At 62.7% G+C, this 26582-nt stretch carries 27 protein-coding genes; 14 read left to right on the top strand and 13 right to left on the bottom strand.

Going from position 1 to position 26582, the window contains the following annotated elements; genetic code table 11:
* Window positions 1-26: 26 nt before the first annotated feature.
* From FH041_RS21865 to gatC, 4 genes are all read right to left on the bottom strand, one after another.
* Window positions 27-401, bottom strand: a complete 375-nt coding sequence (locus FH041_RS21865) for a septal ring lytic transglycosylase RlpA family protein (RefSeq protein ID WP_023533371.1) — start codon at window positions 399-401, stop codon at window positions 27-29.
* Between the two features lie 119 nt (window positions 402-520).
* On the bottom strand, window positions 521-1966 hold the full coding sequence (gene gatB / locus FH041_RS21870) for an Asp-tRNA(Asn)/Glu-tRNA(Gln) amidotransferase subunit GatB (RefSeq protein ID WP_140175065.1): 1446 nt from the start codon (window positions 1964-1966) through the stop codon (window positions 521-523).
* Between the two features lie 11 nt (window positions 1967-1977).
* Window positions 1978-3429, bottom strand: a complete 1452-nt coding sequence (gene gatA, locus FH041_RS21875; RefSeq protein ID WP_027913726.1) for an Asp-tRNA(Asn)/Glu-tRNA(Gln) amidotransferase subunit GatA — start codon at window positions 3427-3429, stop codon at window positions 1978-1980.
* Window positions 3430-3444: 15 nt separating this feature from the next.
* Window positions 3445-3732, bottom strand: a complete 288-nt coding sequence (gene gatC / locus FH041_RS21880; RefSeq protein ID WP_027913727.1) for an Asp-tRNA(Asn)/Glu-tRNA(Gln) amidotransferase subunit GatC — start codon at window positions 3730-3732, stop codon at window positions 3445-3447.
* Between the two features lie 206 nt (window positions 3733-3938).
* Between gatC and mreB the strand changes: the two genes are divergently transcribed.
* The 8 genes from mreB (at window position 3939) to tldD (ending at window position 15093) form a co-directional block, all read left to right on the top strand.
* A complete protein-coding gene (gene mreB, locus FH041_RS21885) occupies window positions 3939-4976 on the top strand; it encodes a rod shape-determining protein MreB (protein WP_003255163.1) in 1038 nt (345 codons plus the stop codon).
* A gap of 224 nt (window positions 4977-5200) precedes the next feature.
* Window positions 5201-6229: a rod shape-determining protein MreC gene (gene mreC, locus FH041_RS21890; protein WP_028687046.1), complete on the top strand. Its 1029-nt coding sequence runs from the start codon at window positions 5201-5203 to the stop codon at window positions 6227-6229.
* Window positions 6229-6717 carry a rod shape-determining protein MreD gene (mreD, locus tag FH041_RS21895; RefSeq protein ID WP_027913729.1) on the top strand — a complete coding sequence of 163 codons (489 nt, stop codon included), beginning with the start codon at window positions 6229-6231 and terminating at the stop codon, window positions 6715-6717. The genes mreC and mreD overlap by 1 nt, the downstream gene beginning before the upstream one ends.
* 33 nt (window positions 6718-6750) lie before the next feature.
* Complete coding sequence (locus tag FH041_RS21900; RefSeq protein ID WP_027913730.1) at window positions 6751-7380, top strand: nucleoside triphosphate pyrophosphatase; 630 nt, start codon at window positions 6751-6753, stop codon at window positions 7378-7380.
* 55 nt (window positions 7381-7435) lie between these two features.
* Window positions 7436-8893 carry a ribonuclease G gene (rng, locus tag FH041_RS21905; protein ID WP_027913731.1) on the top strand — a complete coding sequence of 486 codons (1458 nt, stop codon included), beginning with the start codon at window positions 7436-7438 and terminating at the stop codon, window positions 8891-8893.
* A gap of 82 nt (window positions 8894-8975) precedes the next feature.
* Window positions 8976-12785: a YhdP family protein gene (locus tag FH041_RS21910; RefSeq protein WP_088523093.1), complete on the top strand. Its 3810-nt coding sequence runs from the start codon at window positions 8976-8978 to the stop codon at window positions 12783-12785.
* A gap of 14 nt (window positions 12786-12799) precedes the next feature.
* A complete protein-coding gene (locus FH041_RS21915; protein WP_088523092.1) occupies window positions 12800-13651 on the top strand; it encodes a carbon-nitrogen hydrolase family protein in 852 nt (283 codons plus the stop codon).
* A 2-nt stretch (window positions 13652-13653) separates the two neighbouring features.
* Window positions 13654-15093 carry a metalloprotease TldD gene (tldD, locus tag FH041_RS21920; protein ID WP_088523091.1) on the top strand — a complete coding sequence of 480 codons (1440 nt, stop codon included), beginning with the start codon at window positions 13654-13656 and terminating at the stop codon, window positions 15091-15093.
* A 35-nt stretch (window positions 15094-15128) separates the two neighbouring features.
* Here tldD and yjgA read toward each other — a convergent pair whose 3' ends face one another.
* Entirely contained in the window at window positions 15129-15650 is a 522-nt protein-coding gene (yjgA, locus tag FH041_RS21925; protein ID WP_023533376.1) for a ribosome biogenesis factor YjgA, read from the bottom strand.
* Between the two features lie 109 nt (window positions 15651-15759).
* Between yjgA and pmbA the strand changes: the two genes are divergently transcribed.
* From pmbA to FH041_RS21955, 6 genes are all read left to right on the top strand, one after another.
* The gene (pmbA, locus tag FH041_RS21930) at window positions 15760-17106 is read left to right on the top strand and encodes a metalloprotease PmbA (RefSeq protein ID WP_049695486.1); all 1347 of its coding nucleotides are present in this window, start codon (window positions 15760-15762) and stop codon (window positions 17104-17106) included.
* A gap of 148 nt (window positions 17107-17254) precedes the next feature.
* Entirely contained in the window at window positions 17255-17674 is a 420-nt protein-coding gene (locus tag FH041_RS21935; RefSeq protein WP_027913736.1) for a hypothetical protein, read from the top strand.
* Window positions 17649-19025 (top strand): lyase family protein, encoded by a 1377-nt coding sequence (locus tag FH041_RS21940; protein WP_088523090.1) that lies wholly within the window; start codon window positions 17649-17651, stop codon window positions 19023-19025. The genes FH041_RS21935 and FH041_RS21940 overlap by 26 nt, the downstream gene beginning before the upstream one ends.
* 27 nt (window positions 19026-19052) lie before the next feature.
* Window positions 19053-19481 carry a hypothetical protein gene (locus FH041_RS21945; RefSeq protein ID WP_088523089.1) on the top strand — a complete coding sequence of 143 codons (429 nt, stop codon included), beginning with the start codon at window positions 19053-19055 and terminating at the stop codon, window positions 19479-19481.
* Window position 19482: 1 nt separating this feature from the next.
* Complete coding sequence (locus FH041_RS21950) at window positions 19483-20094, top strand: superoxide dismutase (protein WP_088523088.1); 612 nt, start codon at window positions 19483-19485, stop codon at window positions 20092-20094.
* 11 nt (window positions 20095-20105) lie between these two features.
* The gene (locus FH041_RS21955) at window positions 20106-20993 is read left to right on the top strand and encodes a ZIP family metal transporter (protein WP_088523087.1); all 888 of its coding nucleotides are present in this window, start codon (window positions 20106-20108) and stop codon (window positions 20991-20993) included.
* Between the two features lie 86 nt (window positions 20994-21079).
* On the opposite strand, the gene FH041_RS21960 is transcribed toward FH041_RS21955, so the two are convergent.
* The 8 genes from FH041_RS21960 to lptC all read right to left on the bottom strand — a co-directional run bounded on the left by FH041_RS21960 (window position 21080) and on the right by lptC (window position 26574).
* Complete coding sequence (locus FH041_RS21960) at window positions 21080-21352, bottom strand: HPr family phosphocarrier protein (RefSeq protein WP_028687055.1); 273 nt, start codon at window positions 21350-21352, stop codon at window positions 21080-21082.
* Between the two features lie 19 nt (window positions 21353-21371).
* The gene (rapZ, locus tag FH041_RS21965; RefSeq protein ID WP_023533444.1) at window positions 21372-22226 is read right to left on the bottom strand and encodes an RNase adapter RapZ; all 855 of its coding nucleotides are present in this window, start codon (window positions 22224-22226) and stop codon (window positions 21372-21374) included.
* 2 nt (window positions 22227-22228) lie between these two features.
* Window positions 22229-22693, bottom strand: a complete 465-nt coding sequence (gene ptsN / locus FH041_RS21970) for a PTS IIA-like nitrogen regulatory protein PtsN (RefSeq protein WP_027913742.1) — start codon at window positions 22691-22693, stop codon at window positions 22229-22231.
* 12 nt (window positions 22694-22705) lie between these two features.
* Window positions 22706-23014: a ribosome hibernation-promoting factor, HPF/YfiA family gene (gene hpf, locus FH041_RS21975; RefSeq protein WP_003255135.1), complete on the bottom strand. Its 309-nt coding sequence runs from the start codon at window positions 23012-23014 to the stop codon at window positions 22706-22708.
* Between the two features lie 81 nt (window positions 23015-23095).
* Window positions 23096-24589, bottom strand: a complete 1494-nt coding sequence (locus FH041_RS21980) for an RNA polymerase factor sigma-54 (RefSeq protein WP_023533448.1) — start codon at window positions 24587-24589, stop codon at window positions 23096-23098.
* Window positions 24590-24764: 175 nt separating this feature from the next.
* Window positions 24765-25490: an LPS export ABC transporter ATP-binding protein gene (lptB, locus tag FH041_RS21985; RefSeq protein WP_027913743.1), complete on the bottom strand. Its 726-nt coding sequence runs from the start codon at window positions 25488-25490 to the stop codon at window positions 24765-24767.
* Window positions 25491-26015, bottom strand: a complete 525-nt coding sequence (gene lptA, locus FH041_RS21990; protein WP_023533341.1) for a lipopolysaccharide transport periplasmic protein LptA — start codon at window positions 26013-26015, stop codon at window positions 25491-25493.
* Window positions 26002-26574, bottom strand: coding sequence for an LPS export ABC transporter periplasmic protein LptC (gene lptC, locus FH041_RS21995; protein WP_027913744.1), 573 nt, complete (start codon window positions 26572-26574; stop codon window positions 26002-26004). The genes lptA and lptC overlap by 14 nt, the downstream gene beginning before the upstream one ends.
* Between the last annotated feature and the right edge of the window lie 8 nt (window positions 26575-26582).

Below are 26582 nucleotides of genomic sequence, written 5' to 3' on the forward strand. Positions count from 1 at the left end.
ATCGAAAATGGTAAAGCTCCTGGTCGTCAGTCACTAAGACCTTGTACTCGCACGCGCGCCGTTCCGCTACGCACCATGCCGATTTTTTCAGCGGCAGCCCGAGACAGGTCGATCAGCCGGCTGCGGGCGTGCGGGCCGCGGTCGTTGATGCGGACCACCACGCTGCGCCGATTGGCCAGGTTGGTCACCAGCACCCGGCTGCCGAACGGCAGGTTGCGATGAGCCGCCGTCAGGCCATGCTGATTGAACGCCTCGCCGCTGGCGGTGCGTTTGCCGTGATGGCGGGCGCCGTAGTAGGAGGCAGTACCCGTGCGGTCATAACCTCGCGGGTCGATGTCATGGCTGGCGCAGCCTGCCAGACAGGAAAAGAGGGCCAAGCTGGCCAAAGAACGTTTGAACATACAGGTACTCCGGTGCGCCGGGGCTTTTGGCCGGGCGCGGGACAAGCCGAGGTGGACCTGTGTCCTGGTCAACCTCGGCTGGTCTGTCAGCGAGGGCGAGCCCCCGCTGAAGGGTGCGGTCAGCCTTCGAGCTTGGCCTTGAGCAGCTGATTCACCTGCCCAGGGTTGGCCTTGCCCTTGGAAGCTTTCATGGCTTGGCCGACGAAGAAACCGAACATTTTGCCGCGCTTGGCCTCGTCGGCGGCGCGGTACTGTTCGACCTGTTCGGCGTTGGCCGCCAACACCTCGTCGAGCATCGACTCGATGGCGCCGCTGTCGGTGACCTGCTTGAGGCCGCGGCTTTCGATGATGGTGTCGGCGTCGCCTTCACCTGCCGCCATGGCCTCGAACACGGTCTTGGCGATCTTGCCGCTGATGGTGTTGTCGCGGATGCGCACCAGCATGCCGCCCAGTTGCGCGGCGGTGACCGGGGCCTGGTCAATCTCGATGCCCAGCTTGTTGAGCAGGCTGCCCAGCTCGACCATGACCCAGTTGGCGGCCATTTTGGCGTCGCCCCCGAGCTTGACCACCTCCTCGAAGTAGTCGGCCTGTTCACGGCTCGATGCCAAAACGTTGGCATCGTATGCCGACAGTCCGTACTGGCGTTGGAAGCGCTCGACTTTCTGGGTGGGCAGTTCCGGCAAGCCGGCGCGCACGGTTTCCAGGAAGCTGTCCTCGATGACCACCGGCAGCAGGTCCGGGTCGGGGAAGTAACGGTAGTCGTTGGCTTCCTCCTTGCTGCGCATGGAGCGGGTCTCGTCCTTGTTCGGATCGTACAGGCGCGTTTCCTGAACCACCTTGCCGCCGTCCTCGATCAAGTCGATCTGGCGCTGGATCTCGCTGTTGATCGCGCGCTCGATGAAGCGGAACGAGTTGACGTTCTTGATCTCGCAGCGAGTGCCGAACTCGGTCTGGCCCTTGGGCCGGATCGACACGTTGCAGTCGCAGCGCAGTGATCCTTCGGCCATGTTGCCGTCGCAGATGCCCAGGTAGCGCACCAGCGCATGGATGGCCTTGACATAGGCCACCGCTTCCTTGGCGCTGCGCATGTCGGGCTCGGACACGATTTCCAGCAGCGGGGTGCCGGCACGGTTCAGGTCGATGCCGGTGGAGCCGCTGAAATCTTCGTGCAGGCTCTTGCCCGCATCTTCTTCCAGGTGGGCACGGGTCACGCCGATGCGCTTGATGGTGCCGTCTTCCAGCGCGATGTCCAGGTGGCCCTTGCCCACAATCGGCAGGTCCATCTGGCTGATCTGATAGCCCTTGGGCAGGTCGGGGTAGAAGTAGTTCTTGCGCGCGAACACGTTGCGCTTGCCGATCTCGGCATCGATGGCCAGGCCGAACATGCACGCCATGCGCACCGCTTCCTGGTTCAGGACCGGCAGCACACCTGGCATGCCCAGGTCGACTAGGCTCGCCTGGGTGTTGGGTTCCGAGCCAAACGTGGTGGCACTACCGGAAAAGATTTTCGACTGGGTGGCGAGCTGAGTGTGAATTTCCAGCCCGATCACAACTTCCCATTGCATGTGTCTGTTCCTCAGAAGCCGTTAGGGGCGCGGGTGTGCCAGTCGGTCACCTGCTGGTAGCGATGGGCTACGTTGAGCAGGCGGCCTTCCTGGAAGTAAGGCGCCAGCAACTGCACGCCTACCGGCAAGCCATCGACGAAGCCGGCTGGCATCGACAGGCCTGGCAGGCCCGCGAGGTTGGCCGTGATGGTGTAGACGTCCTCGAGGTAGGCGGCGACCGGATCGCTGCTCTTGGCGCCCAGTTTCCAGGCCGGGTTGGGCGTGGTCGGGCCGAGAATCAGGTCGACATCCTTGAAGGCAGCCATGAAGTCGTTCTTGATCAGGCGGCGAATTTGCTGGGCCTTCACGTAGTACGCGTCATAGTAGCCCGCCGACAGGGCGTAGGTACCGACCATGATCCGGCGCTGCACTTCGGCGCCGAAGCCTTCGCCGCGGGAACGCTTGTACAGGTCGGTCAGGTCCTTGGGCGCCTCGCAGCGATGACCGAAGCGAACACCGTCGAAACGCGACAGGTTCGAGGACGCTTCTGCCGGAGCGATCACGTAGTACGCCGGGATGGCGTGTTGCATGTTCGGCAGGCTGATTTCCTTGACCACCGCGCCGAGCTTTTCCAGCTCCTTGACGCTGGCCTGCACGAGGTCGGCGATGCGCGGGTCCAGGCCAGCCCCGAAGTACTCTTTCGGCAGACCGATACGCAACCCTTGCAGCGAATCACCCAGGGTGGCGCTGTAGTCGGGAACCGGCTCCTCGATGCTGGTCGAATCCTTGGCGTCGAAGCCGGCCATGCCTTGCAGCAGCAGCGCGCAGTCCTCGGCCGTGCGGGCCAGGGGGCCGCCCTGGTCCAGGCTCGAGGCATAGGCGATCATGCCCCAGCGCGAGACGCGGCCATAGGTAGGCTTGAGGCCGGTGAGGTTGGTCAGTGCGGCCGGCTGACGGATCGAGCCGCCGGTGTCGGTGCCGGTGGTCACCGGCAACAGGCGCGCTGCCACGGCAGCGGCCGAGCCGCCCGACGAGCCACCCGGTACGTGCTCGAGGTTCCAGGGGTTTTTCACCGCGCCGTAGTGGCTCGATTCGTTGGCCGAGCCCATGGCGAACTCGTCCATGTTGGTCTTGCCCAGCGTGACCATGCCAGCTTCGGCGAGCTTGGCCACCACGGTGGCGTCATAGGGCGCCTTGAAGGTGTCGAGCATCTTCGACGCGCAGCTGGTGCGCACGCCCTGGGTGCAGAACAGGTCCTTGTGGGCAATGGGCGCGCCCAGCAACGCCCCGCCTTCGCCAGCGGCGCGGCGGGCATCGGCAGCACGTGCCTGGCCCAGGGCCAGCTCGTCGGTCACGGTGATGAAGCTGTTGAGCTGTGGGTCGAGCTGCTTGATACGGGCCAGCAGGGCGCCGGTCAGCTCTTCGGAGGAAAACGACTTGTCGGCGAGTCCGCGGGCGATCTCGGCCAGGGTCAATTGATGCATGGCAGGCTCTATCCCTTACTCGATGACTTTCGGAACCAGGTACAGACCGTTTTCGGTCTGTGGGGCGACGGCCTGATAGGCGTCACGCTGGTTGTGCTCGGTGACCTGGTCGGGGCGCAGGCGCTGGCTGGCCTCAAGGGGGTGAGCCAGGGGTTCGATGCCGGCGGTGTCCACCGCTTGCATCTGGTCGACCAACCCGAGGATGCTGTTCAAGGCGTCGGTAATGCGTGGCAGTTCGCCATCATGTAGGCCCAGTCGGGCCAGATGGGCGATCTTTTCCACGTCGCAGCGTTCAAGCGCCATGGGGATCTCCAGAAGGATAGAAAGAACGGATTCAGTGTCCGCAATGAGGAACATGTCAGCTTTTTGGCGGTCCAATAGCCGCGATCATCGGCTGGCATGCTCGGAAAAACAGCCAATTTAACATATTGGCTCCTTGCCCAAAATCCCTGCCATTGTTAGAGTTTGCCGCACTTTTTTACCCACGCTTTCCCCAGGGTCACTTTCCCATGTTCAAGAAACTGCGTGGCATGTTTTCCAGCGATCTGTCCATCGACCTGGGTACTGCCAACACCCTAATTTACGTGCGTGAGCGCGGTATCGTCCTGAATGAGCCCTCGGTTGTTGCCATCCGTACCCATGGCAATCAGAAAAGCGTCGTCGCCGTCGGTACCGAAGCCAAACGCATGCTGGGCCGTACGCCTGGCAACATCGCAGCCATTCGTCCGATGAAGGACGGCGTGATCGCCGACTTCAGCGTCTGCGAAAAAATGTTGCAATACTTTATCAACAAGGTTCATGAGAACAGCTTCCTGCAGCCCAGCCCTCGTGTGCTGATCTGCGTGCCGTGCAAGTCCACCCAGGTTGAGCGCCGCGCCATTCGCGAGTCGGCCCTGGGAGCAGGTGCCCGCGAAGTGTTCCTGATCGAAGAACCCATGGCGGCCGCCATCGGTGCCGGCCTGCCGGTCGAAGAGGCCCGTGGCTCCATGGTCGTCGACATCGGCGGTGGTACCACCGAAATCGCGTTGATCTCGCTCAACGGGGTGGTCTATGCCGAATCGGTGCGTGTCGGTGGTGACCGCTTCGACGAAGCCATCGTGACCTACGTGCGCCGTAACTACGGCAGCCTGATCGGCGAATCCACCGCCGAGCGCATCAAGCAGGAAATCGGTACTGCCTACCCGGGCGGTGAAGTGCGCGAAGTCGACGTTCGCGGCCGTAACCTTGCCGAAGGCGTACCGCGTGCGTTCACCCTGAACTCCAACGAAGTGCTCGAAGCGCTGCAGGAGTCGCTGGCGACCATCGTTCAGGCGGTCAAGAGCGCCCTGGAGCAGTCGCCACCCGAACTGGCTTCCGACATCGCCGAACGTGGCCTGGTGTTGACCGGCGGCGGCGCACTGCTGCGTGACCTGGACAAGCTGCTGGCCCAGGAAACCGGGCTGCCGGTCATCGTCGCCGAAGACCCGTTGACCTGTGTCGCCCGCGGCGGCGGTCGAGCCCTGGAAATGATGGACAAGCACGCAATGGACCTGCTCTCGAGCGAGTGATTCGTCCTCGCGGCTCGTGAGCCCCGGTTTACAGGTAGCACGCACAGTGCTACCTGTATGTGCTGGCCGGTGCCCGTCCGGGCGCCTCATCCGTCAATTCGTAACCAGGCTGGTGCCTTGTCCCATGTCCAATGACTTCCTGAGTCGTCCACGAGGAACGGCCCATTAAACCGCTTTTCTCCAAGGGCCCGTCGCTGGGCGTTCGCCTGCTCGTCCTGGTGGTGATGTCGGTCGCGTTGATGGTCGTCGACGCGCGCTTTGACCTGCTCAAGCCCGTTCGCAGCCAGATGGGCCTGGTGCTCATGGAATCGTACTGGATCACCGACTTGCCGCAACGCGCCTGGCAAGGGGTGGCGGGCCAGTTCGGCAGCCGCAACGAGCTGATTGCCGAGAACGAGAAACTCAAGACCGAGGCCCTGCTGCTGCAAGGTCGCCTGCAGAAGCTGGCGGCGTTGACCGAGCAGAACGTGCGCCTGCGTGAGCTACTCAATTCCTCGGCGCTGGTTGACGAAAAGGTCGAAGTTGCCGAATTGATCGGCGTCGATCCCAACCCCTTCACACACCGCATCCTGATCAACAAGGGTGAGCGCGATGGCGTGTTTCTCGGTCAACCGGTGCTCGACGCTCGCGGCCTGATGGGGCAGGTGGTCGAACTGATGCCCTATACCTCGCGGGTCTTGCTGCTCACCGATACCACCCACAGCATTCCCGTGCAGGTCAACCGCAACGGTTTGCGCGCCATTGCCAGCGGTACCGGCAACCCGGAGCGCCTCGAGTTGCGCCACGTGGCCGATACGGCGGACATCAAGGAAGGCGACCTGCTGGTCAGCTCCGGCATGGGCCAACGCTTCCCCGCCGGTTATCCCGTGGCCACCGTCAACGAGGTGATCCACGATTCCGGCCAGCCATTCGCCATTGTGCGCGCCATCCCCACCGCGGCGCTCAACCGTAGCCGTTACATGCTGCTGGTGTTCAGCGACCGGCGTACGCCCGAGCAGCGCGCCACCGATGCCGCGATTGCCCAGGAAGAAGCAGACCGCAAAGGCGAGAGGGCTCCTGCTCAGGGTGCTGGTACGACCGGTCAAGGTGCGCCTGCAAACGGCACTCCCGCAAACGGTACCCCTGCAAACGGCGCGCCTGCCGTAACCCCTGCGCCTGCCACCCAGTCCAGTACGCCCGCCACAGCGCCAGCTGCACAGTCCGCAAGCCCGGCCGCAGCGCCCGCTGCGCCCACTCAACCCCGGAGGCAGTGATGGCCGCATCGCGCCGCAACAATGGTTGGGTCATCTGGCTGACATTTGCCGTTGGCCTGCTGCTCAGCGTCTCGCCCATGCCGCAGTTCATGGAAGTCTTTCGGCCCATGTGGCTGGCGTTGCTGGTGTCGTTCTGGACCTTGAACGTGCCGCACAAGGTCGGCATGGCCACAGCGTTCATGCTTGGCCTGGCCGAGGACGTGCTGTACGGCACCCTGTTGGGGCAGAACGCGTTGATCCTCACCCTGATCACATTCCTGGTGCTGTCGCTGCAACAGCGCCTGCGCATGTTCCCCATGTGGCAGCAAAGCCTGATCATCCTGGTGGTCTTCGGCATTGCACAGTTGCTCCAGCTGTGGCTCAGTGCCTTGACCGGTAATCGCCTGCCTACCCTGGCGCTGGTCTGGTCGGCCGTGATCAGCGCGCTGCTCTGGCCGTGGATCAGCTTTGCCTTGCGCGACCTTCGCCGACGCTTGCACATCAATTGACGGCTTGGTGGCCGCTGACAGGGAGATGTCCGAATGACCCCGCTATACCTGGCTTCCGGCTCTCCACGTCGGCGCGAGCTGTTGACGCAGATCGGCGTACGCTTCAGGGTTGCCAGCGCGCCCATCGATGAAACCCCGCTGCCTGGCGAAAGCGCCGAGGTGTATGTGCAGCGCCTGGCCAAAGCCAAGGCTGCAGCGGGTCGTGCCCGTCTCGAACCGGCCGAGACCGCGAACGAGGGCGCTGTGGTGTTGGGCGCTGACACGGCCGTCGTGCTTGACGGCCATATTCTGGGCAAACCCGAGCACCGTGACGACGCCTTGGGCATGCTGGCCCGGTTGTCCGGCCGCGAACACCAGGTATTGACGGCCGTGGCGCTCGATGACGGCACGCGTGTCGAGAGCTTGTGTGTCAGCAGCACCGTCCGCTTTCGCGACATCCACCAGCAGGAAGCGCAGCGCTACTGGGCCAGCGGCGAGCCGGCAGACAAGGCGGGCGGCTATGCGATTCAAGGGCTGGGCGCGGTATTCGTCACCGGGCTGATTGGCAGCTATTCGGCCGTGGTCGGCCTGCCATTGAGCGAAACGGCACAGTTGCTCGAGCGCTTCGGCATCGCTTGCTGGCAACAGGCGGCCTCGGAACCTGAGGTGACGCGCCCGCAGTAGCCAGCACCGTTTGCGCCATCCATCATTAGAACAAGACCCTGGACGAGAACCTGCCATGAGCGAAGAGATCCTGATCAACATCACCCCGATGGAGTCACGCGTGGCGGTGGTGGAAAACGGGGTACTGCAGGAAGTGCACGTCGAGCGCACCCAGCGTCGCGGCATCGTCGGCAATATCTACAAGGGCAAGGTGGTCAGGGTGCTGCCTGGCATGCAGGCGGCGTTCGTGGACATCGGGCTGGAACGGGCAGCGTTCATCCATGCCTCGGAGATTTCGCAGCGCGAAGGCTCGGCCGTGGAAAACATCACCGCCCTGGTCCATGAAGGCCAGGCCCTGGTGGTACAGGTCACCAAAGACCCCATCGGCAGCAAAGGCGCGCGGCTGACCACCCAGTTGTCGATCCCGTCGCGCTACCTGGTCTACATGCCGCGTAGCAGCCACGTGGGCATTTCGCTCAAGATCGAGGACGAGGCCGAGCGTGAACGCCTCAAGCGCGTGGTCAGTGATTGCGTGGACAGCGAGAACATACAAGGCGCTGGCGGCTTCATTCTGCGCACCGCCGCCGAAGGCGCGCGGGTTGAGGAGATCCTGCAGGATATTCGCTACCTGCGGCGGTTGTGGGAGCAGATCGGGGCGCAGATCAAGACCTGTGGCGCACCCCTGGTCATCTACGAAGACCTGGGCCTGGCGCTGCGTACCCTGCGCGACTTGGTCAACCCGAAGATCGAAAAAATCCGCATCGACTCGCGGGAAACCTTCCAGCGCACCACGCAGTTCGTGCAAGAGCTGATGCCTGAAATCGCCGACCGTCTGGAACACTACCCAGGCGAACGGCCCATCTTCGACCTGTACGGTGTCGAGGATGAAATCCAGCGCGCCCTGGATCGCAAGGTACCGTTGAAGTCGGGTGGCTACCTGGTGGTGGATCCGGCCGAGGCGATGACCACCATCGACGTCAACACCGGCGCCTTCGTGGGTCACCGCAACCTGGAAGAAACCATCTTCAAGACCAACCTGGAGGCCGCCACCGCCATTGCCCGGCAACTGCGGCTGCGCAACATCGGCGGCATCATCATCATCGACTTCATCGACATGGAGGACGAGGATCACCAGCGTCAGGTGCTGCGAACGCTGGAAAAACAGCTGGAGCGCGACCACGCCAAGACCAACATCATCGGCATCACCGAGTTGGGCTTGGTGCAGATGACCCGCAAGCGCACCCGGGAGAGCCTTGAGCAGGTGCTGTGCGAACCGTGCCAGGCTTGCCAGGGGCGAGGCAAGCTCAAAACGCCCGAAACCATCTGTTACGAGATCTTTCGCGAAATCCTGCGTGAAGCCCGCGCCTACCAGGCGGAAGGCTATCGCGTGCTGGCCAATCAGAAGGTGGTCGATCGCCTGTTGGACGAAGAGTCTGGCAACGTGGCTGAACTCGAGGCCTTCATCGGGCGAACCATTCGCTTCCAGGTCGAGTCGATGTATTCGCAAGAGCAGTATGACGTGGTGCTGCTCTGAGGCCTGCTGAAACCCGACCCGGTTCGATCGGCATGGCGAAAACGGCACCACGGGCCATTATGCATATACGACCTGGAGGGCCATGGCCATGGGACGTCTAAGCCGCGTTCTGAGTGTCCTGACCCGTTGGGGGCTGGGGGTTTGCGCGTTGCTGGTCATCGCAGTGGCGCTGTACGCCAGCCTTGGCCGGGCCTTGGTGCCGCTGGCGGCCGAGTACCGCAGCACGGTGCAGGCCAAGGTCGCCGGAGCGCTGGGTGTGCCGGTGCACATTGGCGCGCTTCAGGGCCGCTGGAGCAGGCTGTCGCCGGTGCTGACCGTACGCGACCTGCAAATCGGTGAAGGCGGCACGGCCTTGCGGCTCGATGACGTCACCGTGGTGCCGGATGTCTGGGGCAGCCTGGTCGCAGGTGAAGTGCGCCTGGCGCGCATCCAGCTGGCTGGCCTGCAACTGATCGCCCGAGAGGATGAAGCCGGCAAGTGGAAGCTCGAGGGCCTGCCCAAGCAGGACGACGCACCCTTGCAGCCCGAGCAATTGCTCAAGGACCTGCGCCGGCTTGGGCGGGTCGATGTGTTCGACAGCCAAGTTACCCTCCACGCCTGGCAGCGTGATCCGCTGACGCTGACCTATGTCAGCGCAGGCTTGCTGGCGGGGCCCTCGCGGCAATCGTTGGACCTGCGGGCAACCTTGCCAGATGGCCAACCCCTGACGCTGAGCGCGCGCAGCCGCGCTTCGGCCGAAGCCTGGCGTGATGCGCAGGTACAGGGCTATCTCAACCTGCCGCACAGTGACTGGGCACGCTGGTTGCCGCCCCGGCTGTTGGGGCAGTGGCATGCCCAGGTGCTGCAGGCAGGCGGTGAAGCTTGGTTCGACTGGCGCGACCGTCAGTTGCACCAAGGCGCCGTACGCCTGAATGCGCCGCACCTGCAAGGGGCCTATGACACGCGCAAACCGGTCAAGGTAGACAGCCTCGCCCTCAATGCCTGGTTCGAGCGTCAGGATGAGGGCTTCGACGTCATTGTCGACGCGTTGGCGATGGACATTGGCGACACGCATTGGGCCTCGCGGCTGCGGTTGATGCAGCGCAACGGTGCGGCCCCGGCCGATGAAAGCTGGCAGGTGCAGGCCGACCGTGTGGAGCTGACCCCTCTCACGCCGCTGATCCACGCCTTGGCGCCCATGGGCCAGCAAGTGCTGGCGGTGATCGATGGCCTCAATGTCACAGGTGCCCTGCGCAACGTGCACCTTACGGCCCGGCCCAAGGCCGACGGCGATCGCCGGCTGGCGTTCGAAAGCAACCTGGAGCGCGTGGGTTTCGATGCGTATCACGGCGCCCCGGCTGCCGGTAACGTGAGCGGCAGCATCAGCGGCGACCTTGGGCATGGCGAACTGCGCCTGGACACCGACGCTTTCATGCTGCACCTGGATCCGATCTTCGCCAAACCCTGGCACTACCAGAAAGCCAATGCGCGCCTGACCTGGGCACTGGACAAGGAAGGCTTCACCCTGATCGCTCCTTACCTGAAGGTCGTGGGCGAGGAGGGCAACATTGCAGGCGACTTCCTCATCCGCCTGTTGTTCGAGGAAGGGCGTGAAGACTACATGGACCTGCGTGTCGGTCTGACCGACGGCGATGGCCGCTACACCGCCAAGTACTTGCCCGAGGTGTTGAGCCCGGCCTTGGACCAATGGCTGCGCAGCGCAATCGTCAAAGGCAGTGTCGACCAGGGTTACTTCCAGTACCAGGGCTCGCTCAATCACGGTGCCAAGCCCGAAGCTCGCAGCATCAGCCTGTTCTTCAAAGTTCATGATGCCACCCTGGACTTCCAGCCCGGCTGGCCACAGGTACAGCATGTGGACGGTGACGTGTTCATCGAGGACAGCGGTGTGCGCATCAAGGCGCAACGCGGTGTGCTGCTCGACACCAAGGTCAGCGACGTGAAAGTCGACATTCCACATGTGGAAGGCATGGGTGACAGCCACTTGCACTTGGACGGCAATTTCGAGGGTGGCCTGGTGGACGGGCTCAAGATACTCAAGCAAGCGCCCATTGGCACCAATGAAATCTTTGCAGGATGGGAAGGTGAGGGCCCCCTCAAAGGCAAGGTCAAGCTGGACATCCCGCTGGCCCATGGGCAGCAACCTAAGGTGAAGGTGGATTTCGCCACGCGCGATGCACGGCTCAAGATTGCATCGCCCGAGCTGGAACTCACGCGCCTGAAGGGCGACTTCAGCTTCGACTACGACAAGGGCCTCAGTGGCAAGGGCATTTCGCTGCAGGCATTCGGCAAGCCGGTCACTGCACAGATTGCCGCTGTAGGCGAACCGGGACAGATGCAGACCAGAATCAGCGCCAGCGGCCGGGTTTCGCTGCAAGCACTGACCCAATGGCTGCACTTCGACCAGGCACTGCCGGCGTCTGGCGAGCTGCCGTACCAGCTGCAGTTGAGCATTGGCGCACGTGAAAACCTGATTAACGTCGATTCGGACCTCAAAGGCCTGTCGATCGACCTGCCGGCGCCCTTTGGCAAAGCGCCTGCCGACAGTCGGGCCAGCCGTTTCAGCATGAACCTGCAAGGCGCGCAACGGCACATCGACGCCGCCTACACCGATCTTGCCCGGCTAGCCTACGTGGCGCCAGCCGAGCACCTGGACCAGGGCGCTGGTGAGCTGCTGCTTGGTGCTGGTCAAGCGCAGCCTCCTGGCGGTCGCGGCCTGCGTATCCGTGGGCACCTCGATACCCTGGACCTTGAGCCTTGGCAGGCTCAGGCGCAGAAGCTAGGGGGCGACGATCCAGGTGGCAATGCGCGCCAGACACTGCAGAGCGTTGACCTGAGCATCGGGGCCCTGAAGGCCTACGGTACCGAGCTGAACCAGGCGAGGGTGCGTCTGGCACGTGGGTCGGCGGCCTGGGACGTGCGCCTGGATAGTCGGCAGGTGGTGGGCGACGCGCGCGTGCCCGACGCCGAGGGCGCCCCTATCGTGGTGCGGCTGCAAACCTTGCGCCTGCCGGCAGGCAATGCCGACCAGGCGCAGGACGAAGACGGCGCCGACCCGCTGGCGTCGTTCGATCCGCGCAAGGTGCCGCCGCTGGACGTGCGCATCGACACGTTGTACCGCGGTGACGATCTGTACGGCAGCGCTGCGATCAAGCTGCGGCCGACCCGTACCGGTGTGAACGCCAGCGACATCGATCTGAACCTCAAGGGGCTGCGCATCGACGGCGCCGGTGGTTGGGATGGCGCAGGCGGCACGAGCTGGTACAAAGGCCGCGTGCAAGGCAAGCAACTGGGTGACGTGCTCACGGCCTGGGGCTTTGCCCCGACGGTAACCGCCCGGGATTTTCGCATGGACGTGGACGGGCGGTGGCCGGGCTCCCCGGCGGCAATCAGCCTGAAGCGGTTCTCCGGGAGCCTCGATGCAGTGCTGCACAGCGGGCAGTTCGTCGAGGTGGACGGTGGCGCACAAGCGTTGCGGGTATTCGGCTTGCTGAACTTCAACGCCATTGGTCGGCGCTTGCGCCTGGACTTCTCCGACTTGTTCGAAAAGGGCCTGGCCTACGACCGGCTCAAGGGGCTGCTGGTGGCCAGTGAAGGCGTATACGTAACCCGCACGCCAATCAAGGTAACCGGCCCGTCGAGCGATTTCGAACTCGATGGTACCCTGGACATGGTGCGTGAGCGGGTCGCTGCCAACCTGCAGGTCAGCCTGCCGGTCACCAACAACCTTCCCCTGGCAGCGCTGATCGTCGGCGCCCCGGCCGTGGGCGGCGCACTGTTTCTGGTCGACCGGCTGATTGGCGATCGGGTGTCGCGCTTTGCCAGCGTGCATTACCGGGTAGTAGGGCCGTGGAAAGAGCCTAAGATTACCTTTGTGAAACCATTCCAGAAATAGCGCCAGGAGGGTCGATGAAGGCGGCAGTGATCCAGATGGTTAGCCAGGATGATGTGCAGGGTAACCTGCGCCAGGCGAGCAAGCTTCTGGAACAGGCGGCATCAGGTGGCGCCAGGCTGGCCGTGCTGCCGGAGAACTTCGCCGCCATGGGGCGTGCAGACGCCGCGGCGATCGGCCGCGCCGAGGCCCTCGGCGAAGGCCCGATCCTGCCCTGGTTGAAACGCGTGGCTCGTGACCTCAGGTTATGGATTGTCGCAGGCACCATTGCCCTGCCGCCGACCGGTCAGCCCAAGGCCAAGGCACATGCCTGTTCGTTGTTGATCGACGAGCATGGGCAGCAGGTCGCGCGGTATGACAAGTTGCACCTGTTCGATGTGGATGTCGCCGACAATCGTGGCCGCTATCGTGAATCCGATGATTACGCCGCCGGTGCGCAGGTGGTGGTTGCCGATACGCCGGTGGGGCGGTTGGGCCTGAGCGTGTGCTACGACCTGCGCTTTCCCGAGTTGTACAGCCACCTGCGCGCAGCCGGGGCAGAACTGATCAGTGCACCGTCGGCGTTCACGGCGGTGACAGGGGCGGCGCATTGGGACGTGCTGATCCGCGCACGCGCCATCGAAACGCAATGCTACATGCTGGCCGCAGCCCAAGGCGGGCTTCACCCCGGCCAGCGCCAGACCCACGGCCACGCGGCGATCGTCGACCCATGGGGGCGCATCGTGGCGCAACAGGCGCAAGGCGAAGCGGTACTGCTTGCCGAGCGCGACAGTGACGAACAGGCGTCCATTCGGGCGCGCATGCCGGTGATCGATCACCGGCGCTTCTTCTCGCAGGGCGCATTGCGGCCTGCGCACACCTCGGAGTGACTATGAGCCAGATGTTATCCACCGTCAGCGAGCAGCTCCTGGCCCCAGGCGGCTTGACCCTGGACAGCCTGCAAAGTGTGCTGGGTGAATTGGCCGGCCCAGGCATCGACGCCGCCGACCTGTACTTTCAGGGCCAGATTTCGGAAACCTGGGCGCTGGAGGATGGGATTGTCAAAGAAGGCAGCTTCAACCTCGATCAGGGGGTCGGTGTCCGTGCCCAGGCCGGCGAAAAAACCGGCTTTGCCTACAGCAATGCCATCAATCTCGAAGCCTTGACCTCTGCCGCGCGCGCCGCGCGATCGATTTCCCGTGCCGGGCAGAACGGCACGGTTCAGGCATTCCGTGCCCAGGACGTGACCACTCTCTACCCGGGGGATAATCCATTGGACGTGCTCAGCCGTGCCGAGAAGGTCGAGCTGCTCAAGCGTGTCGATGCCGCCACCCGTGCACTGGACCCGCGTATCCAGCAGGTCAGCGTCAGCATGGCCGGCGTCTGGGAGCGGATCCTGGTCGCGGCCGCCGATGGCAGCCTGGCGGCCGACGTACGGCCCCTGGTGCGCTTCAACGTCAGCGTCATCGTCGAGCAGAACGGCCGTCGCGAACGCGGCGGGCAGGGCGGCGGCGGGCGCACCGACTATCGCTTCTTCACCGAGGAGCGGGTGATGGGCTATGCCCGCGAGGCACTGCGCCAGGCGTTGGTGAACCTGGAGGCCGTTGCTGCGCCTGCCGGCACCCTGCCCGTGGTGCTGGGGCCTGGTTGGTCCGGCGTGCTGTTGCACGAGGCGGTTGGCCATGGCCTGGAAGGCGATTTCAACCGCAAGGGCAGTTCGGCATTCAGCGGCCGAATCGGCCAGAAGGTCGCGTCCAGCCTGTGCACCATCGTCGATGATGGCACCCTGGAAGGCCGACGTGGCTCCTTGAGCGTGGACGACGAAGGTACGCCGACCGAGTGCACCACCCTGATCGAAAACGGCGTGCTCAAGGGCTACATGCAGGACAAGCTCAATGCGCGCCTGATGGGCATGGCGGTGACGGGTAACGGCCGACGGGAATCCTATGCCCACTTGCCGATGCCGCGCATGACCAACACTTACATGCGGGCCGGTGAAAGCGACCCGCAGGAGATCATCGCGTCGGTGAAGAAGGGCATCTACTGCGCGAATTTGGGTGGCGGACAGGTGGACATCACCAGCGGCAAGTTCGTGTTTTCGACCAGCGAGGCCTACCTGATCGAGGATGGCAAGATCACCGCCCCGGTCAAAGGCGCGACCTTGATTGGCAATGGCCCGGAGGCGATGAGCCGTGTGTCGATGGTCGGCAACGACCTGTCGCTCGACAGTGGGGTAGGGACATGCGGCAAGGACGGGCAGTCCGTGCCGGTCGGTGTAGGCCAACCGACCTTGAAACTCGATGCGATCACGGTGGGTGGTACCGGGGCGTGAGGGTCGGCTGGGGCCGCAAGGCGGCCCCGCCGCGATCAGCGCAGCCCGCGCTGCAGCTCGTCCAGATCGCGAATGTACTTGAACACCTTGCGCGAAGCGGCAGGGGGTTTGTTCCTGGCCTTTTCGTGCTGGGCATGGCGCACCAGCGAGCGCAGCTGCTGGCGGTCGGTCTCCGGGTATTCGTTGACGAACCGTTCGAGGTCCTCGTCGTTGCCGTCGATCAACCGATCACGCCAGCGTTCAAGGCCGTGAAAACGCTCGTTGTACTGGCGGGTGGAGCTGTCCATCTGTTCCAGCAGGGCGTGAATGGCGTCCAGGTCCTGTACACGCATCAGCTTGCCGACGAACGACATGTGGCGTTTGCGAGCCCCATGCGCGGTGTGCTTGCTGGCTTCGGCCAATGCCTTGCGCAGTTCATCGGTCAAGGGCAGGCGCGCCAGGGTATCGGCCTTGAGGGTGGTGAGCCGCTCGCCGAGTTCGACCAGCGCATGCAGTTCGCGCTTGATCTGGGTTTTGCTTTTTTCGCCGTCGAAGGCGTCGTCGTTTGAATCAACCATGGTGGCAGTCCGCTAAAGATCGCCGCCATGATAACCAGTCGGGGGCCGCTTGTCCGGCCCGGCCGTTGAATGGCCCTTGCCGAACGCAGAATTCTGAGTGGAGAAAACCATGAGTGCAGTCCAGAGTATCGGCCCGAACGATCTGCCAGCCTTGCAAGAGCAGGTCGAAGCGATCATTGCCGAGGCCCGCCGCCAGGGTGCCAGCGCCTGCGAAGTGGCGGTGTCGCTGGAGCAGGGCCTGTCCACCACGGTCCGCCAGCGCGAGGTCGAGACGGTTGAGTTCAACCGTGACCAGGGCTTTGGTATCACCCTGTACGTCGGGCAGCGCAAAGGCTCGGCCAGCACCTCGGCCAGTGGTTCGGACGCCATTCGCGAAACCGTCGCAGCTGCGCTGGCCATTGCCAAGCACACCTCCGAGGACGAATGCGCCGGGCTTGCCGACGCCGCCCTGATGGCCCGCGATGTTCCGGACCTCGACCTCTACCACGACTGGAACCTGGAGCCGGAGAAGGCCATTGAAATGGCCTTGGCGTGCGAAGCTGCGGCCTTCGACGCTGATCCTCGAATTCTCAACGCCGATGGCACCTCGCTCAACACCCACCAGGGGTGCAGGGTGTATGGCAACAGCAACGGCTTTGTCGGTGGCTACGCCTCCACCCGTCACAGCCTGAGCTGCGTGATGATCGCCGAGGGCGATGGGCAGATGCAGCGTGACTACTGGTACGACGTCAATCGCCAAGGTAACCTGCTGGCTGACCCGCGCAGCATCGGTATCCGCGCCGCCCAACGCGCCGCCAGTCGCCTGGGCGCACGGCCGGTGCCGACCTGTGAGGTGCCGGTACTGTTCTCGGCCGAATTGGCAGGCGGGCTGTTCGGCAGCTTCCTGTCGGCGGTTTCCGGTGGGAACCTGTACCGCAAGTCCTCCTTCCTTGAAGGCGCCCTCGGCCAACAGTTGTTCCCTGCCTGGCTGACCTTGGACGAGCGCCCTCACATCCCGCGCGCGTTGGGCAGCGCAGCCTTCGATGGTGATGGCCTGGCAACCTACGCCAAACCGTTCGTGGATAAGGGCCAGCTGGTGTCCTACCTGCTCGGTACCTACTCGGGGCGCAAACTGGGTCTGCCCAGTACCGCCAACTCAGGCGGCGTGCACAACCTGTTCGTCACCCATGGCAGTGAAGACCAGGCCGCGTTGATCCGACGCATGGGGCGCGGCCTGCTGGTCACCGAATTGATGGGCCATGGCCTGAACATGGTGACAGGGGACTATTCCCGTGGTGCGGCCGGTTTCTGGGTCGAGAATGGCGAGATCCAGCACGCCGTCCAGGAAGTCACCATCGCGGGCAACATGAAGGACATGTTCAAGCAGATCGTGGCGATTGGCAGCGACCTGGAGACCCGCAGCAACATTCATACAGGCTCGGTGTTGATCGAGCGGATGATGGTTGCCGGTAGTTGATCCTCTTCATGTGAAGCCGTTGGGGCCGCGCAGCGGCCCCTTTTTTTTTCGCGGCAGAAGATCAAGCGGCGGCCCCTTCACACCATCTACGGTTGAATTGATTCTGTTTATCAATTAATAATGAATATCATTTCACAGCTGCACGATGATGATGTTCATGACGACCGCCCTTCGCGAACTGCCCTATCTTGAAAACTGGCGCTGGCTCAGTCGCCGGATCCGCTGTGCGCTCGAGCCCGATGAGCCGCGCCTGATCGAACATTACCTGGCGGAAGGGCGTTACCTGGTGTGTTGCACCCAGACGTCACCCTGGACGGTGGCATTGACCTCCTTCCGCCTGCTGCTCGATACCGCCTGCGACCGCATGCTGCCTTGGCACTGGCGCTGCCAGTGCCTGGATCAGGCCTGGCGGCCACTGTTGATCCTGCGCAACCTCGACCGACAGGAACAGAACCAGCGCTGGCAGCCCTATGCCCTGCAACTGGCCAATTGCCGTTTGCTGCCCTCGATTTCCCCCGATGAATTGATGCAAGGACCCGATGATGATCAATACCCGCATCGAGCGTGACAGCATGGGCGAGTTGCACGTGCCGGCAGACGCGCTGTACGGCGCGCAGACCCAGCGTGCGGTCGACAATTTCCCCATCAGTGGCCAGCGCATGCCTGCCCAGTTCATACGCGCGCTGCTGCTGGCCAAGGCAGCGGCGGCTAACGCCAACGTCGAACTGGAGCAGTTGTCTGAGCAGCAAGGCCAGGCGATCGTCACGGCCGTACAGCAACTGTTGGCAGAAGACTTCAGCGTGCATTTTCCGGTCGATGTGTTCCAGACCGGTTCCGGCACCAGTTCCAACATGAACGCCAACGAAGTGATTGCAACGCTGGCCAGCCGGGTCGCGAGCGAAGCGGTCAATCCCAATGACCACGTCAATTGCGGGCAGAGCAGCAATGACATCATTCCAACCACCATTCATGTGAGCGCAGCCCTGGCGCTCCACGAGCAACTGCTGCCAGCGCTGAGCCACCTCGTGCAGGTGATCGAAGCCAAGTCGATCCAGGTTCGTCCCTATATCAAGACAGGCCGTACGCACTTGATGGATGCCATGCCTGTGCGCATGAGCCAAGTGCTCGATGGCTGGGCGGCGCAGGTCGCTGGTGCCAAGGCGCACATAGAGGCCACCTTGCCTAGCCTGCAGGCCCTGGCCCAGGGCGGCACGGCCGTGGGCACCGGGATCAACGCCCATCCTGATTTCGCAGCCGGCTTCGCCCGTCACCTCAGCGCGTTGACGGGCGTAGCGTTTCGCCCTGCTCAGAATCTGTTTGCCCTGATCGGCTCCCAGGACACTGCCGTTGCACTGTCTGGCCAGCTCAAGACCACGGCGGTGGCGTTGATGAAGATCGCCAACGACCTGCGCTGGATGAACTCGGGGCCCTTGGCGGGCTTGGGTGAAATCGAGCTGCAGGGCTTGCAACCTGGCTCGTCGATCATGCCTGGAAAGGTCAATCCGGTGATTCCTGAAGCCACCGCCATGGTCGCCGCTCAGGTCATCGGCAATGACGCAACGATCGCGGTAGCGGGGCAGTCCGGCAACTTCGAGCTCAATGTCATGTTGCCGGTCATCGCCCGTAACCTGCTCGAAAGCATCGAGCTGATGGCCAATGTCAGCCGGTTGCTGGCAGACAAAGCCATTGCCACATTCAAGGTCAATGAAAACAAACTCAACGAGGCGTTGGCGCGTAACCCAATCCTGGTCACGGCACTGAACCCGATCATTGGTTACCTCAAGGCAGCCGAGATCGCCAAGGCCGCTTATGCGCAAGGGCGGCCCATCATCGATGTGGCGCTGGAGCACACCGACCTTTCCCGTGATCGGTTGCAGGCTTTGCTGAATCCGGAAAAGCTGACCGCTGGCGGTATCTGAACAGCGCAATGGCCCTGGAGGCTCGTCATGCAGCACTGGAAACGCATCACGCAAGTCGCCAATCAGCTGTTCTCGCAAGGTGAGCTGGTGGATGCTCGCGAACATTATCTCCAGGCCCTGGCATTGGCCCAAGTGCTGTTCACGCGCTGGGAGGATGCCGATCAAGCCGTGGCCTCATTGGTGATCGCGCATCACAACCTGGCCGACCTGCACCTGCGTCTGCAGCAGCCCCATGAAAGCGCCGATTACCTGTGCGCCGTGCACCAACGGCTGTTGCAGGCCAGTCAGGACGTGTGCCTGCCACGGGCGCTGCGTGATGCCTCACTGCGCCACAGCGCCCGTACCTACACCGAGTTGTTGAGTTTCATCGCCGAACACGGCCAGTACCCGCGCACCGAGCACCTGCTCAACCGACACAGCGCCTGTTCACTTCAACCTGCCCACGGAGTCCATTGACATGCCTCATGCATTGCCTGCACTGCCCTACGCCTACGATGCGCTGGAACCGCACATCGACACGCAGACCATGGAGATCCATCACACCAAGCATCACCAGACGTACGTCAATGGCCTCAACGCAGCGGTCGAGAACAGTGAATGGGCCGACTGGCCGGTGGAAAAGCTGGTGGCACAGGTCGAGCAGTTACCTGAAAACCTGCGAGGCGCCGTGACCAACCATGGCGGCGGGCATGCCAACCACAGCCTGTTCTGGACGGTGATGTCCCCCCGTGGTGGAGGCGAGCCCCAGGGCGAAGTTGCCCGTACCATCGACACACAATTGGGTGGCTTCGAGGCATTCAAGGAAGCCTTCACCAAGGCTGCGCTCACCCGCTTCGGCAGTGGTTGGGCCTGGCTGAGCGTTACCCCGCAGCGGACCCTCGTGGTCGAGAGCAGTGGCAACCAGGACAGCCCGTTGATGCATGGCCACACACCGATCCTCGGCCTGGACGTCTGGGAGCACGCGTACTACCTGAAGTATCAGAACCGTCGGCCTGAGTACATCGGGGCCTTCTACAACGTCATCGACTGGGCGCAAGTGAATCGCCGCTACCTCGATGCCATGAAATGAGCCAGGCAGGTATGCGCGCCGAAGTCATGTCCGTCAGCAGCGTGCGCCTGTTCAGGCTGGCGCTTGGAACCCTGTTGCTGCTGGCGGGTACCGCGCTGCTGGTGGCGCGCGCATTTGCCTGGCTCGACCTGGACCCACGTATGTTGCGCGCACTTGAGGGCGGCGCGCTGTGCGCGTTGGGGACGGCCCTGGGTGCGGTGCCGGTACTGGTTATCCGCACCATGCCCGTGGCATTGGCCGATACACTGTTGGGCTTTGGTGCTGGCGTCATGTTGGCGGCCACGGCCTTCTCGCTGATAGTGCCTGGGTTGGAGGCCGCTCAGGCCATTGGTTTTGGTGCATGGGGAGCCGGCGGCCTCATCAGCGCGGGCCTGCTGGCAGGCGCGTTGTGCCTTTACCTGGTGGACCTGAAACTCTCGCCAGGCTCGTCCTCAGGGCTGACCCCTGACGAGCCGGTCATCGCTTCGCGCGTATGGCTGTTCGTGTTCGCCATCATCGCCCACAACATTCCAGAGGGCATGGCCATAGGCGTGTCTGCAGGCGGGGGCATGGCAGCTGCCGACAGCCTGGCAATGGGCATCGCCTTGCAGGATGTACCGGAGGGGCTGGTCATTGCGCTGGTGCTCGCCGGGGCTGGCATGTCGCGCTTCAAGGCCTTTCTCATCGGCGCCGTCTCCGGTCTGGTGGAGCCCGTGGCAGCCGTTATCTGCGCCTGGCTGGTGAATGTGGCGCAACTGCTGTTGCCCCTGGGCCTCGCCTGCGCTGCAGGGGCGATGCTGCTGGTCGTGACCCAGGAAATCATCCCCGAATCACGCAGCCACGGTAATCACCGCCTGGCCAGCCTGGGGCTGTGCATCGGTTTCTGCCTGATGATGGTGATGGATACCGCGATGTCCTGAAGCGCCCGCCAGACTGCGGGCGTGAGGAGGAGGGCGTCACGCTTGGCGACGGCCGATGTGAAACGCCTGCTGGTCGTGCCGAGGGCTTACTCCCCCTCGTCGAAATAGTTGTTGATCAACTCGACCAGTGCCTGCATGGCTTCACTGTCCTGCTCGCCTTCGGTGTGCAGGTAGACCTGAGTGCCTTTGCCCGCCGCCAGCATCATGACCCCCATGATGCTCTTGCCATCGACCAGCTTGTCCGGGGCACGACCTACCTTGACCTGGCAGGGAAAGCGACCGGCAACCCCGACGAATTTGGCTGCCGCCCGGGCATGCAGACCCAGTTTGTTGATGATGGTGATTTCGCGGGCGGGCATGAGCTGGCGGATCCTTGGGCTAGAGGTCGCGGTGGCGAACCTGGACGTTTTTCAAAGATTGCTGGAGCAACTGGCCCAGCCGTTCGGTGAGGTACACCGAGCGATGATGGCCGCCAGTGCATCCGATGGCGATGGTGACATAGGCACGGTTGCTGGCGGCGAACCGTGGCAGCCACTTGAGCAGGTAGCTGGAAATATCGGTGAACATCTCTTCGACGTCCGGCTGAGCCGCGAGGTAGTCGATGACGGGTTGTTCAAGGCCGGAATGCTCGCGCAGTTCTGGCTTCCAGTAAGGGTTGGGCAGGCAGCGCACGTCGAACACCAGATCGGCATCGACCGGCATGCCCCGCTTGAAGCCGAATGACTCCACCAGAAAAGCCGTACCCGGTTCTGGCTTGTCCAACAAGCGCAGCTTGATCGAGTCACGCAGCTGATAGAGATTCAGGCGGGTGGTGTCGATCTTGAGATCGGCCAGGTCAGCTATCGGCCCCAGCAAATCCCGTTCGACGCGAATCGCCTCGGCCAGTGAGCGATCGGCATTGGTCAACGGGTGGCGTCGGCGGGTTTCGGAAAAACGCTTGAGCAGCGTGTCTTCGTCGGCATCGAGGTACAGCACGTCGCACTGGATGTGACGAGCACGCGCTTGTTCGAGCAGTTCGGGAAAGCGCGACAAGTGGCTTGGCAGGTTGCGTGCGTCAATCGATACGGCAACCTTGGGCTGCGGCAATTCGGTGTTGAGCAGCGCGCTTTCCGCCAACTGCGGCAGCAGCCCGGCGGGCAAATTGTCGATGCAGTAGAAACCGTTGTCTTCGAGGACATCGAGGGCCGTGCTCTTACCGGAGCCGGACCGGCCACTGACGATGATCAAGCGCATGTTCAATGCTCGTTCTGTACGTCCAGGACGACCTGGAACAAGGCCTCGCTGCTCTGGGCTGCACGCAGGCGATCACGAACGTCCTTGCGATCGAGCATGCTGGCTATCTGGCGCAGCAGTTCCAGATGAGCATCGGTGGCCGCAACCGGAACCAGCAGAACGAAAAGCAGGTCCACGGGCGCGCCATCGATCGCGTCATAATCGATGGGGGCGTCAAGGTGCAGAAGGGCGCTGACCGGTGAGGAGCACCCTTCGAGGCGGCAATGGGGGATGGCGATGCCATTGCCGAAACCAGTGGAGCCCAGCTTTTCGCGGGCCACCAGTTTTTCGAAGACGTCTTGCATCTCAAGTTCAGGTACTTGATCGGCAATCAGGGTGGCGACCTTTTCCAGGGCGCGCTTCTTGCTGCCGCCCGGCACGTTCACGAGGGAACGGCCGGGGGTCAGGATGGTTTCAAGTCGGATCATGGATGAGGGGGATCAGCGGGCTGCTGCACCTTGCAGCAGGCTTTGCTGTTTTTCCTTGTGTTTTTTCAGTTGGCGGTCGAGCTTGTCGGCCAAGGCGTCGATGGCTGCATACATGTCTTCGTGTTCGGCGTTGGCTACCACTTCACCGCCAGGAATCTGCAAGGTCGCTTCGACCTTCTGCTGCAGCTTCTCGACTTTCATGATGACCTGCACGTTAGTGATCTTGTCGAAGTGACTCTCCACGCGGGCGAGCTTTTCGAGCACGTAATCACGCAAGGGTTGGGTGACTTCTACATGCTGTCCACTGATATTGACTTGCATACAGCTTCTCCTTTTGTTGCCCGTGCATCAAAGAGGCAGGTGTTGCACCTGCCACACAAACGCGGTGGCACATCTCAGGGGCTACATCAATCGCTTGCGCTCGCTCGAGGGTGCGATACCCAGGGACTCGCGGTACTTGGCGACAGTGCGACGGGCGACCTGGATGCCTTGTGCCTCCAGTAAACCAGCGATCTTGCTGTCACTCAATGGCTTTTTCTGATTTTCCGCCGCAACCAGTTTCTTGATGATCGCGCGGATCGCCGTGGACGAGCATTCCCCGCCTTCGGAGGTGCTGACGTGGCTCGAGAAAAAGTATTTCAGCTCGTAGATGCCGCGGGGGGTGTGCATGTACTTCTGGGTGGTGACCCGGGAAATGGTCGACTCGTGCATGCCCACAGCTTCTGCGATGTCGTGCAGCACCAGCGGCTTCATCGCCTCGTCGCCGTGGTCCAGGAAACCGCGCTGATGCTCGACGATCTGCGTAGCCACCTTCATCAAGGTTTCGTTGCGGCTTTGCAGGCTCTTGATGAACCAGCGTGCTTCCTGCAACTGGTTGCGCATGAAGGTGTTGTCGGCACTGGTGTCGGCGCGGCGTACGAACCCGGCGTATTGCGCGTTAACGCGCAGGCGTGGCACCGCCTCCTGGTTCAGTTCCACCAGCCACCGCTCGCTGTCCTTGCGCACGATCACATCCGGCACCACGTACTCGGGCTCACTGGACTCGATCTGCGACCCTGGGCGAGGGTTGAGACTCTGCACCAGTTCGATGACCTGGCGCAGCTCATCTTCCTTGAGTTTCATGCGGCGCATGAGCTGGCTGTAGTCGCGGCTTCCCAGCAGGTCGATGAAGTCGCTGACCAGGCGCATGGCCTCGGTCATCCACGGGGTGCTGGCCGGCAGCTGGCGCAGTTGCAGCAACAGGCATTCGCCCAGCGTGCGGGCGCCGACACCAGCAGGTTCGAATTGCTGGATACGATGCAGCACTGCCTCGACTTCGTCCAGCTCGATGTCGAGCTCAGGGTCGAACCCTGCACAAATCTCTTCCAGACTGTCTTCCAGATAGCCCTGATTGTTGATGCTGTCGATCAAGGTGACTGCAATGAGCCGGTCGGTGTCGGACATCGGCGCCAGGTTCAACTGCCACAGCAGATGGCTTTGCAGGCTCTCGCCAGCCGAAGTGCGGGTGGTGAAATCCCACTCGTCGTCGTCATTGCTTGGCAGGCTGCTGGCACTGGTCTGGTAGATGTCTTCCCAGGCGGTGTCGACAGGAAGCTCGTTGGGGATGCGTTCGTTCCACTCGCCGTCTTCGAGGTTTTCGGCGCTGGCAGTGGTTTCCTGGAAGCTGTTGTCCTGGACGTCGCTGGTCGGTTTGTTCTCGGCGTTGTCCGCCATGGGGTCGGTGTTGTCGAAGTCGTCGCCGTCTTCCTGGCGCTCGAGCATCGGATTGGACTCCAGGGCTTCCTGGATTTCCTGCTGAAGGTCCAGGGTGGAAAGCTGGAGCAGGCGGATGGCCTGTTGCAACTGCGGTGTCATCGTCAGTTGCTGGCCCATTTTTAGGACGAGCGATGGTTTCATGGCAGATGCTTTGTACCTTGTTCGCCGGCGCACATGCGCCTTCCACTACACGAGGGCGCCGGGGCGCCATTTCAAGCAAGATTTATGCCTTAAATTGTAGCGTTTGCCTAGAGCACTGTAACAACTTGGCCCGACTTGGGGGCGTCTTTGTTCGTGCCCAAGGCGCGCGTCGTGATCAAAGCCTGAACTCGTGCCCCAGGTAAACTTCTTTCACCAGGTCATTGGCCAGGATGGTCTGGGCATCGCCCTCGGCGATCAGGCGGCCGTCGTTGACGATGTAGGCCGTTTCACAGATATCCAGCGTTTCACGCACGTTGTGGTCCGTGATCAGCACACCGATGCCCTTGGCTTTGAGGTGATGAATGATCTGCTTGATATCACCGACCGAAATGGGGTCCACGCCTGCGAAGGGCTCGTCGAGCAAGATGAATTTTGGAGAGGTTGCCAATGCCCGGGCAATCTCGACACGCCGCCGCTCGCCGCCGGACAGGCTCATGCCCAGGTTATCGCGAATGTGGCTGATGTGGAATTCCTGAAGCAGGCTTTCGAGCTCCTGGCGCTGGCCCTCGCGATCAAGATCCTTGCGGGTTTCCAGGATCGCCTTGATGTTGTCGGCCACCGACAGCTTGCGGAAGATCGACGCTTCCTGCGGTAGATAGCCGATACCGGCCCGGGCGCGACCGTGCATGGGCTGGTGGCTGACATCGAGGCTGTCGATCAGCACGCGCCCCTGATCGGCCTGAACCAGGCCAACGATCATGTAGAAGCACGTAGTCTTGCCGGCGCCATTGGGGCCGAGCAGGCCGACGATCTGACCGCTGTCGATCGACAGGCTGACGTCTCGCACGACCTGGCGGCCCTTGTAGCTCTTGGCCAGGTGCTGGGCTTTGAGGGTTGCCATTTACTCGGCCTTCTTCTTGGGCTGGATCACCATGTCGATACGCTGACGTGGCGTGGTTACGTTGCCACCCCGACCGGCAGTGGCTACTTGTGTCTGGGTGTTGTAGACGATTTTCTCGCCTTCGGTGGTGTTGCCTTCGTTTTCCACCTTGGCTCGGTCGGTGAGCACCACCAGGTCTTTCTGGGCCTGGTACTGGATGGTAACGCCCCAGCCTTTCATCTTGTCCGCCTTGGACGCGCTTTGTTGCTGCTCGAAATAGGCCAGGTTGCCCACCGAGGTCACCACGTCGATGTCGCCACCGTTCGTGCGAGTGATGGTTACGGTGTTGCCTTTGATCATCATAGAGCCCTGGGTGATGATCACGTCACCGGTATAGGTGGCCACGCCTTTCTTGTCGTCCAGGTGCGCATTGTCGGCCTGGATGCGAATCGGCTGGTCACGGTCGTTCGGCAGGGCGAGGGCGCTCGCGCTTCCCAGTGCTGCGCTCAGGCTGAGCAAAAGGGGGAGGGTTTTAACGAGCCTCATACTGTCCTCTTACGTTAGAGAGCAGGTCCATCCTGCCTTCTTTCAGGTACGCTTTCATTCCTTTGCCCGTGGTCGTTCCACCGGCGCCGTCGATTCTAACGGCTTGCTCGGTCTGCGCATATTGCTTCTGCGGGAACACGGTCATGCGCGAGCTGGTGATGATGGTCTCACGCTTCTGTTCGTCAGTGCGGGCAACCCGCACATTGTCGATCAACTCGACCTCGCTGCCGTCGGGGTTGACCTCGGCGCGGGTGCTTTGTACATGCCACGGAAACGCCGTGCCGCGGTACAGGTGCAAGTCCGGCGTGGTCAACATCGTGACCTCGCTGGCCTTGAGATGTTCGACTTTGTCGGCGGTCATTTCGTACTGGAGCCTGCCGTCGGGCAGGAACTGGACGCTGTGGGCGTTGATGGCGTAGTAGTCGATGGCGCTCTCGTCGACCTGGGCGATTGGCTTCTCCAGGAAGCTCTCCGGGCTGACGTTCCAGTAGCCGACGGCCACCAGCAGGGCCGCAATGGCCCCGAGCAGCACGATGTTTCTGGCTTTCTTGCTGAACATGGGCAACC

Origin of the sequence: Pseudomonas sp. SWI7, from assembly GCF_006351945.1 — a bacterium.
Lineage (GTDB): Bacteria > Pseudomonadota > Gammaproteobacteria > Pseudomonadales > Pseudomonadaceae > Aquipseudomonas > Aquipseudomonas fulva.

What these genes read in the sequence shown, in the direction of transcription:
- FH041_RS21865 (WP_023533371.1), bottom strand. Translation starts at nt 401, where the DNA reads ATGTTCAAACGTTCTTTGGCCAGCTTGGCCCTCTTTTCCTGTCTGGCA.
- gatB (WP_140175065.1), bottom strand. Translation starts at nt 1,966, where the DNA reads ATGCAATGGGAAGTTGTGATCGGGCTGGAAATTCACACTCAGCTCGCC.
- gatA (WP_027913726.1), bottom strand. Translation starts at nt 3,429, where the DNA reads ATGCATCAATTGACCCTGGCCGAGATCGCCCGCGGACTCGCCGACAAG.
- gatC (WP_027913727.1), bottom strand. Translation starts at nt 3,732, where the DNA reads ATGGCGCTTGAACGCTGCGACGTGGAAAAGATCGCCCATCTGGCCCGA.
- mreB (WP_003255163.1), top strand. Translation starts at nt 3,939, where the DNA reads ATGTTCAAGAAACTGCGTGGCATGTTTTCCAGCGATCTGTCCATCGAC.
- mreC (WP_028687046.1), top strand. Translation starts at nt 5,201, where the DNA reads ATGTCGGTCGCGTTGATGGTCGTCGACGCGCGCTTTGACCTGCTCAAG.
- mreD (WP_027913729.1), top strand. Translation starts at nt 6,229, where the DNA reads ATGGCCGCATCGCGCCGCAACAATGGTTGGGTCATCTGGCTGACATTT.
- FH041_RS21900 (WP_027913730.1), top strand. Translation starts at nt 6,751, where the DNA reads ATGACCCCGCTATACCTGGCTTCCGGCTCTCCACGTCGGCGCGAGCTG.
- rng (WP_027913731.1), top strand. Translation starts at nt 7,436, where the DNA reads ATGAGCGAAGAGATCCTGATCAACATCACCCCGATGGAGTCACGCGTG.
- FH041_RS21910 (WP_088523093.1), top strand. Translation starts at nt 8,976, where the DNA reads ATGGCCATGGGACGTCTAAGCCGCGTTCTGAGTGTCCTGACCCGTTGG.
- FH041_RS21915 (WP_088523092.1), top strand. Translation starts at nt 12,800, where the DNA reads ATGAAGGCGGCAGTGATCCAGATGGTTAGCCAGGATGATGTGCAGGGT.
- tldD (WP_088523091.1), top strand. Translation starts at nt 13,654, where the DNA reads ATGAGCCAGATGTTATCCACCGTCAGCGAGCAGCTCCTGGCCCCAGGC.
- yjgA (WP_023533376.1), bottom strand. Translation starts at nt 15,650, where the DNA reads ATGGTTGATTCAAACGACGACGCCTTCGACGGCGAAAAAAGCAAAACC.
- pmbA (WP_049695486.1), top strand. Translation starts at nt 15,760, where the DNA reads ATGAGTGCAGTCCAGAGTATCGGCCCGAACGATCTGCCAGCCTTGCAA.
- FH041_RS21935 (WP_027913736.1), top strand. Translation starts at nt 17,255, where the DNA reads ATGATGTTCATGACGACCGCCCTTCGCGAACTGCCCTATCTTGAAAAC.
- FH041_RS21940 (WP_088523090.1), top strand. Translation starts at nt 17,649, where the DNA reads ATGATCAATACCCGCATCGAGCGTGACAGCATGGGCGAGTTGCACGTG.
- FH041_RS21945 (WP_088523089.1), top strand. Translation starts at nt 19,053, where the DNA reads ATGCAGCACTGGAAACGCATCACGCAAGTCGCCAATCAGCTGTTCTCG.
- FH041_RS21950 (WP_088523088.1), top strand. Translation starts at nt 19,483, where the DNA reads ATGCCTCATGCATTGCCTGCACTGCCCTACGCCTACGATGCGCTGGAA.
- FH041_RS21955 (WP_088523087.1), top strand. Translation starts at nt 20,106, where the DNA reads ATGCGCGCCGAAGTCATGTCCGTCAGCAGCGTGCGCCTGTTCAGGCTG.
- FH041_RS21960 (WP_028687055.1), bottom strand. Translation starts at nt 21,352, where the DNA reads ATGCCCGCCCGCGAAATCACCATCATCAACAAACTGGGTCTGCATGCC.
- rapZ (WP_023533444.1), bottom strand. Translation starts at nt 22,226, where the DNA reads ATGCGCTTGATCATCGTCAGTGGCCGGTCCGGCTCCGGTAAGAGCACG.
- ptsN (WP_027913742.1), bottom strand. Translation starts at nt 22,693, where the DNA reads ATGATCCGACTTGAAACCATCCTGACCCCCGGCCGTTCCCTCGTGAAC.
- hpf (WP_003255135.1), bottom strand. Translation starts at nt 23,014, where the DNA reads ATGCAAGTCAATATCAGTGGACAGCATGTAGAAGTCACCCAACCCTTG.
- FH041_RS21980 (WP_023533448.1), bottom strand. Translation starts at nt 24,589, where the DNA reads ATGAAACCATCGCTCGTCCTAAAAATGGGCCAGCAACTGACGATGACA.
- lptB (WP_027913743.1), bottom strand. Translation starts at nt 25,490, where the DNA reads ATGGCAACCCTCAAAGCCCAGCACCTGGCCAAGAGCTACAAGGGCCGC.
- lptA (WP_023533341.1), bottom strand. Translation starts at nt 26,015, where the DNA reads ATGAGGCTCGTTAAAACCCTCCCCCTTTTGCTCAGCCTGAGCGCAGCA.
- lptC (WP_027913744.1), bottom strand. Translation starts at nt 26,574, where the DNA reads ATGTTCAGCAAGAAAGCCAGAAACATCGTGCTGCTCGGGGCCATTGCG.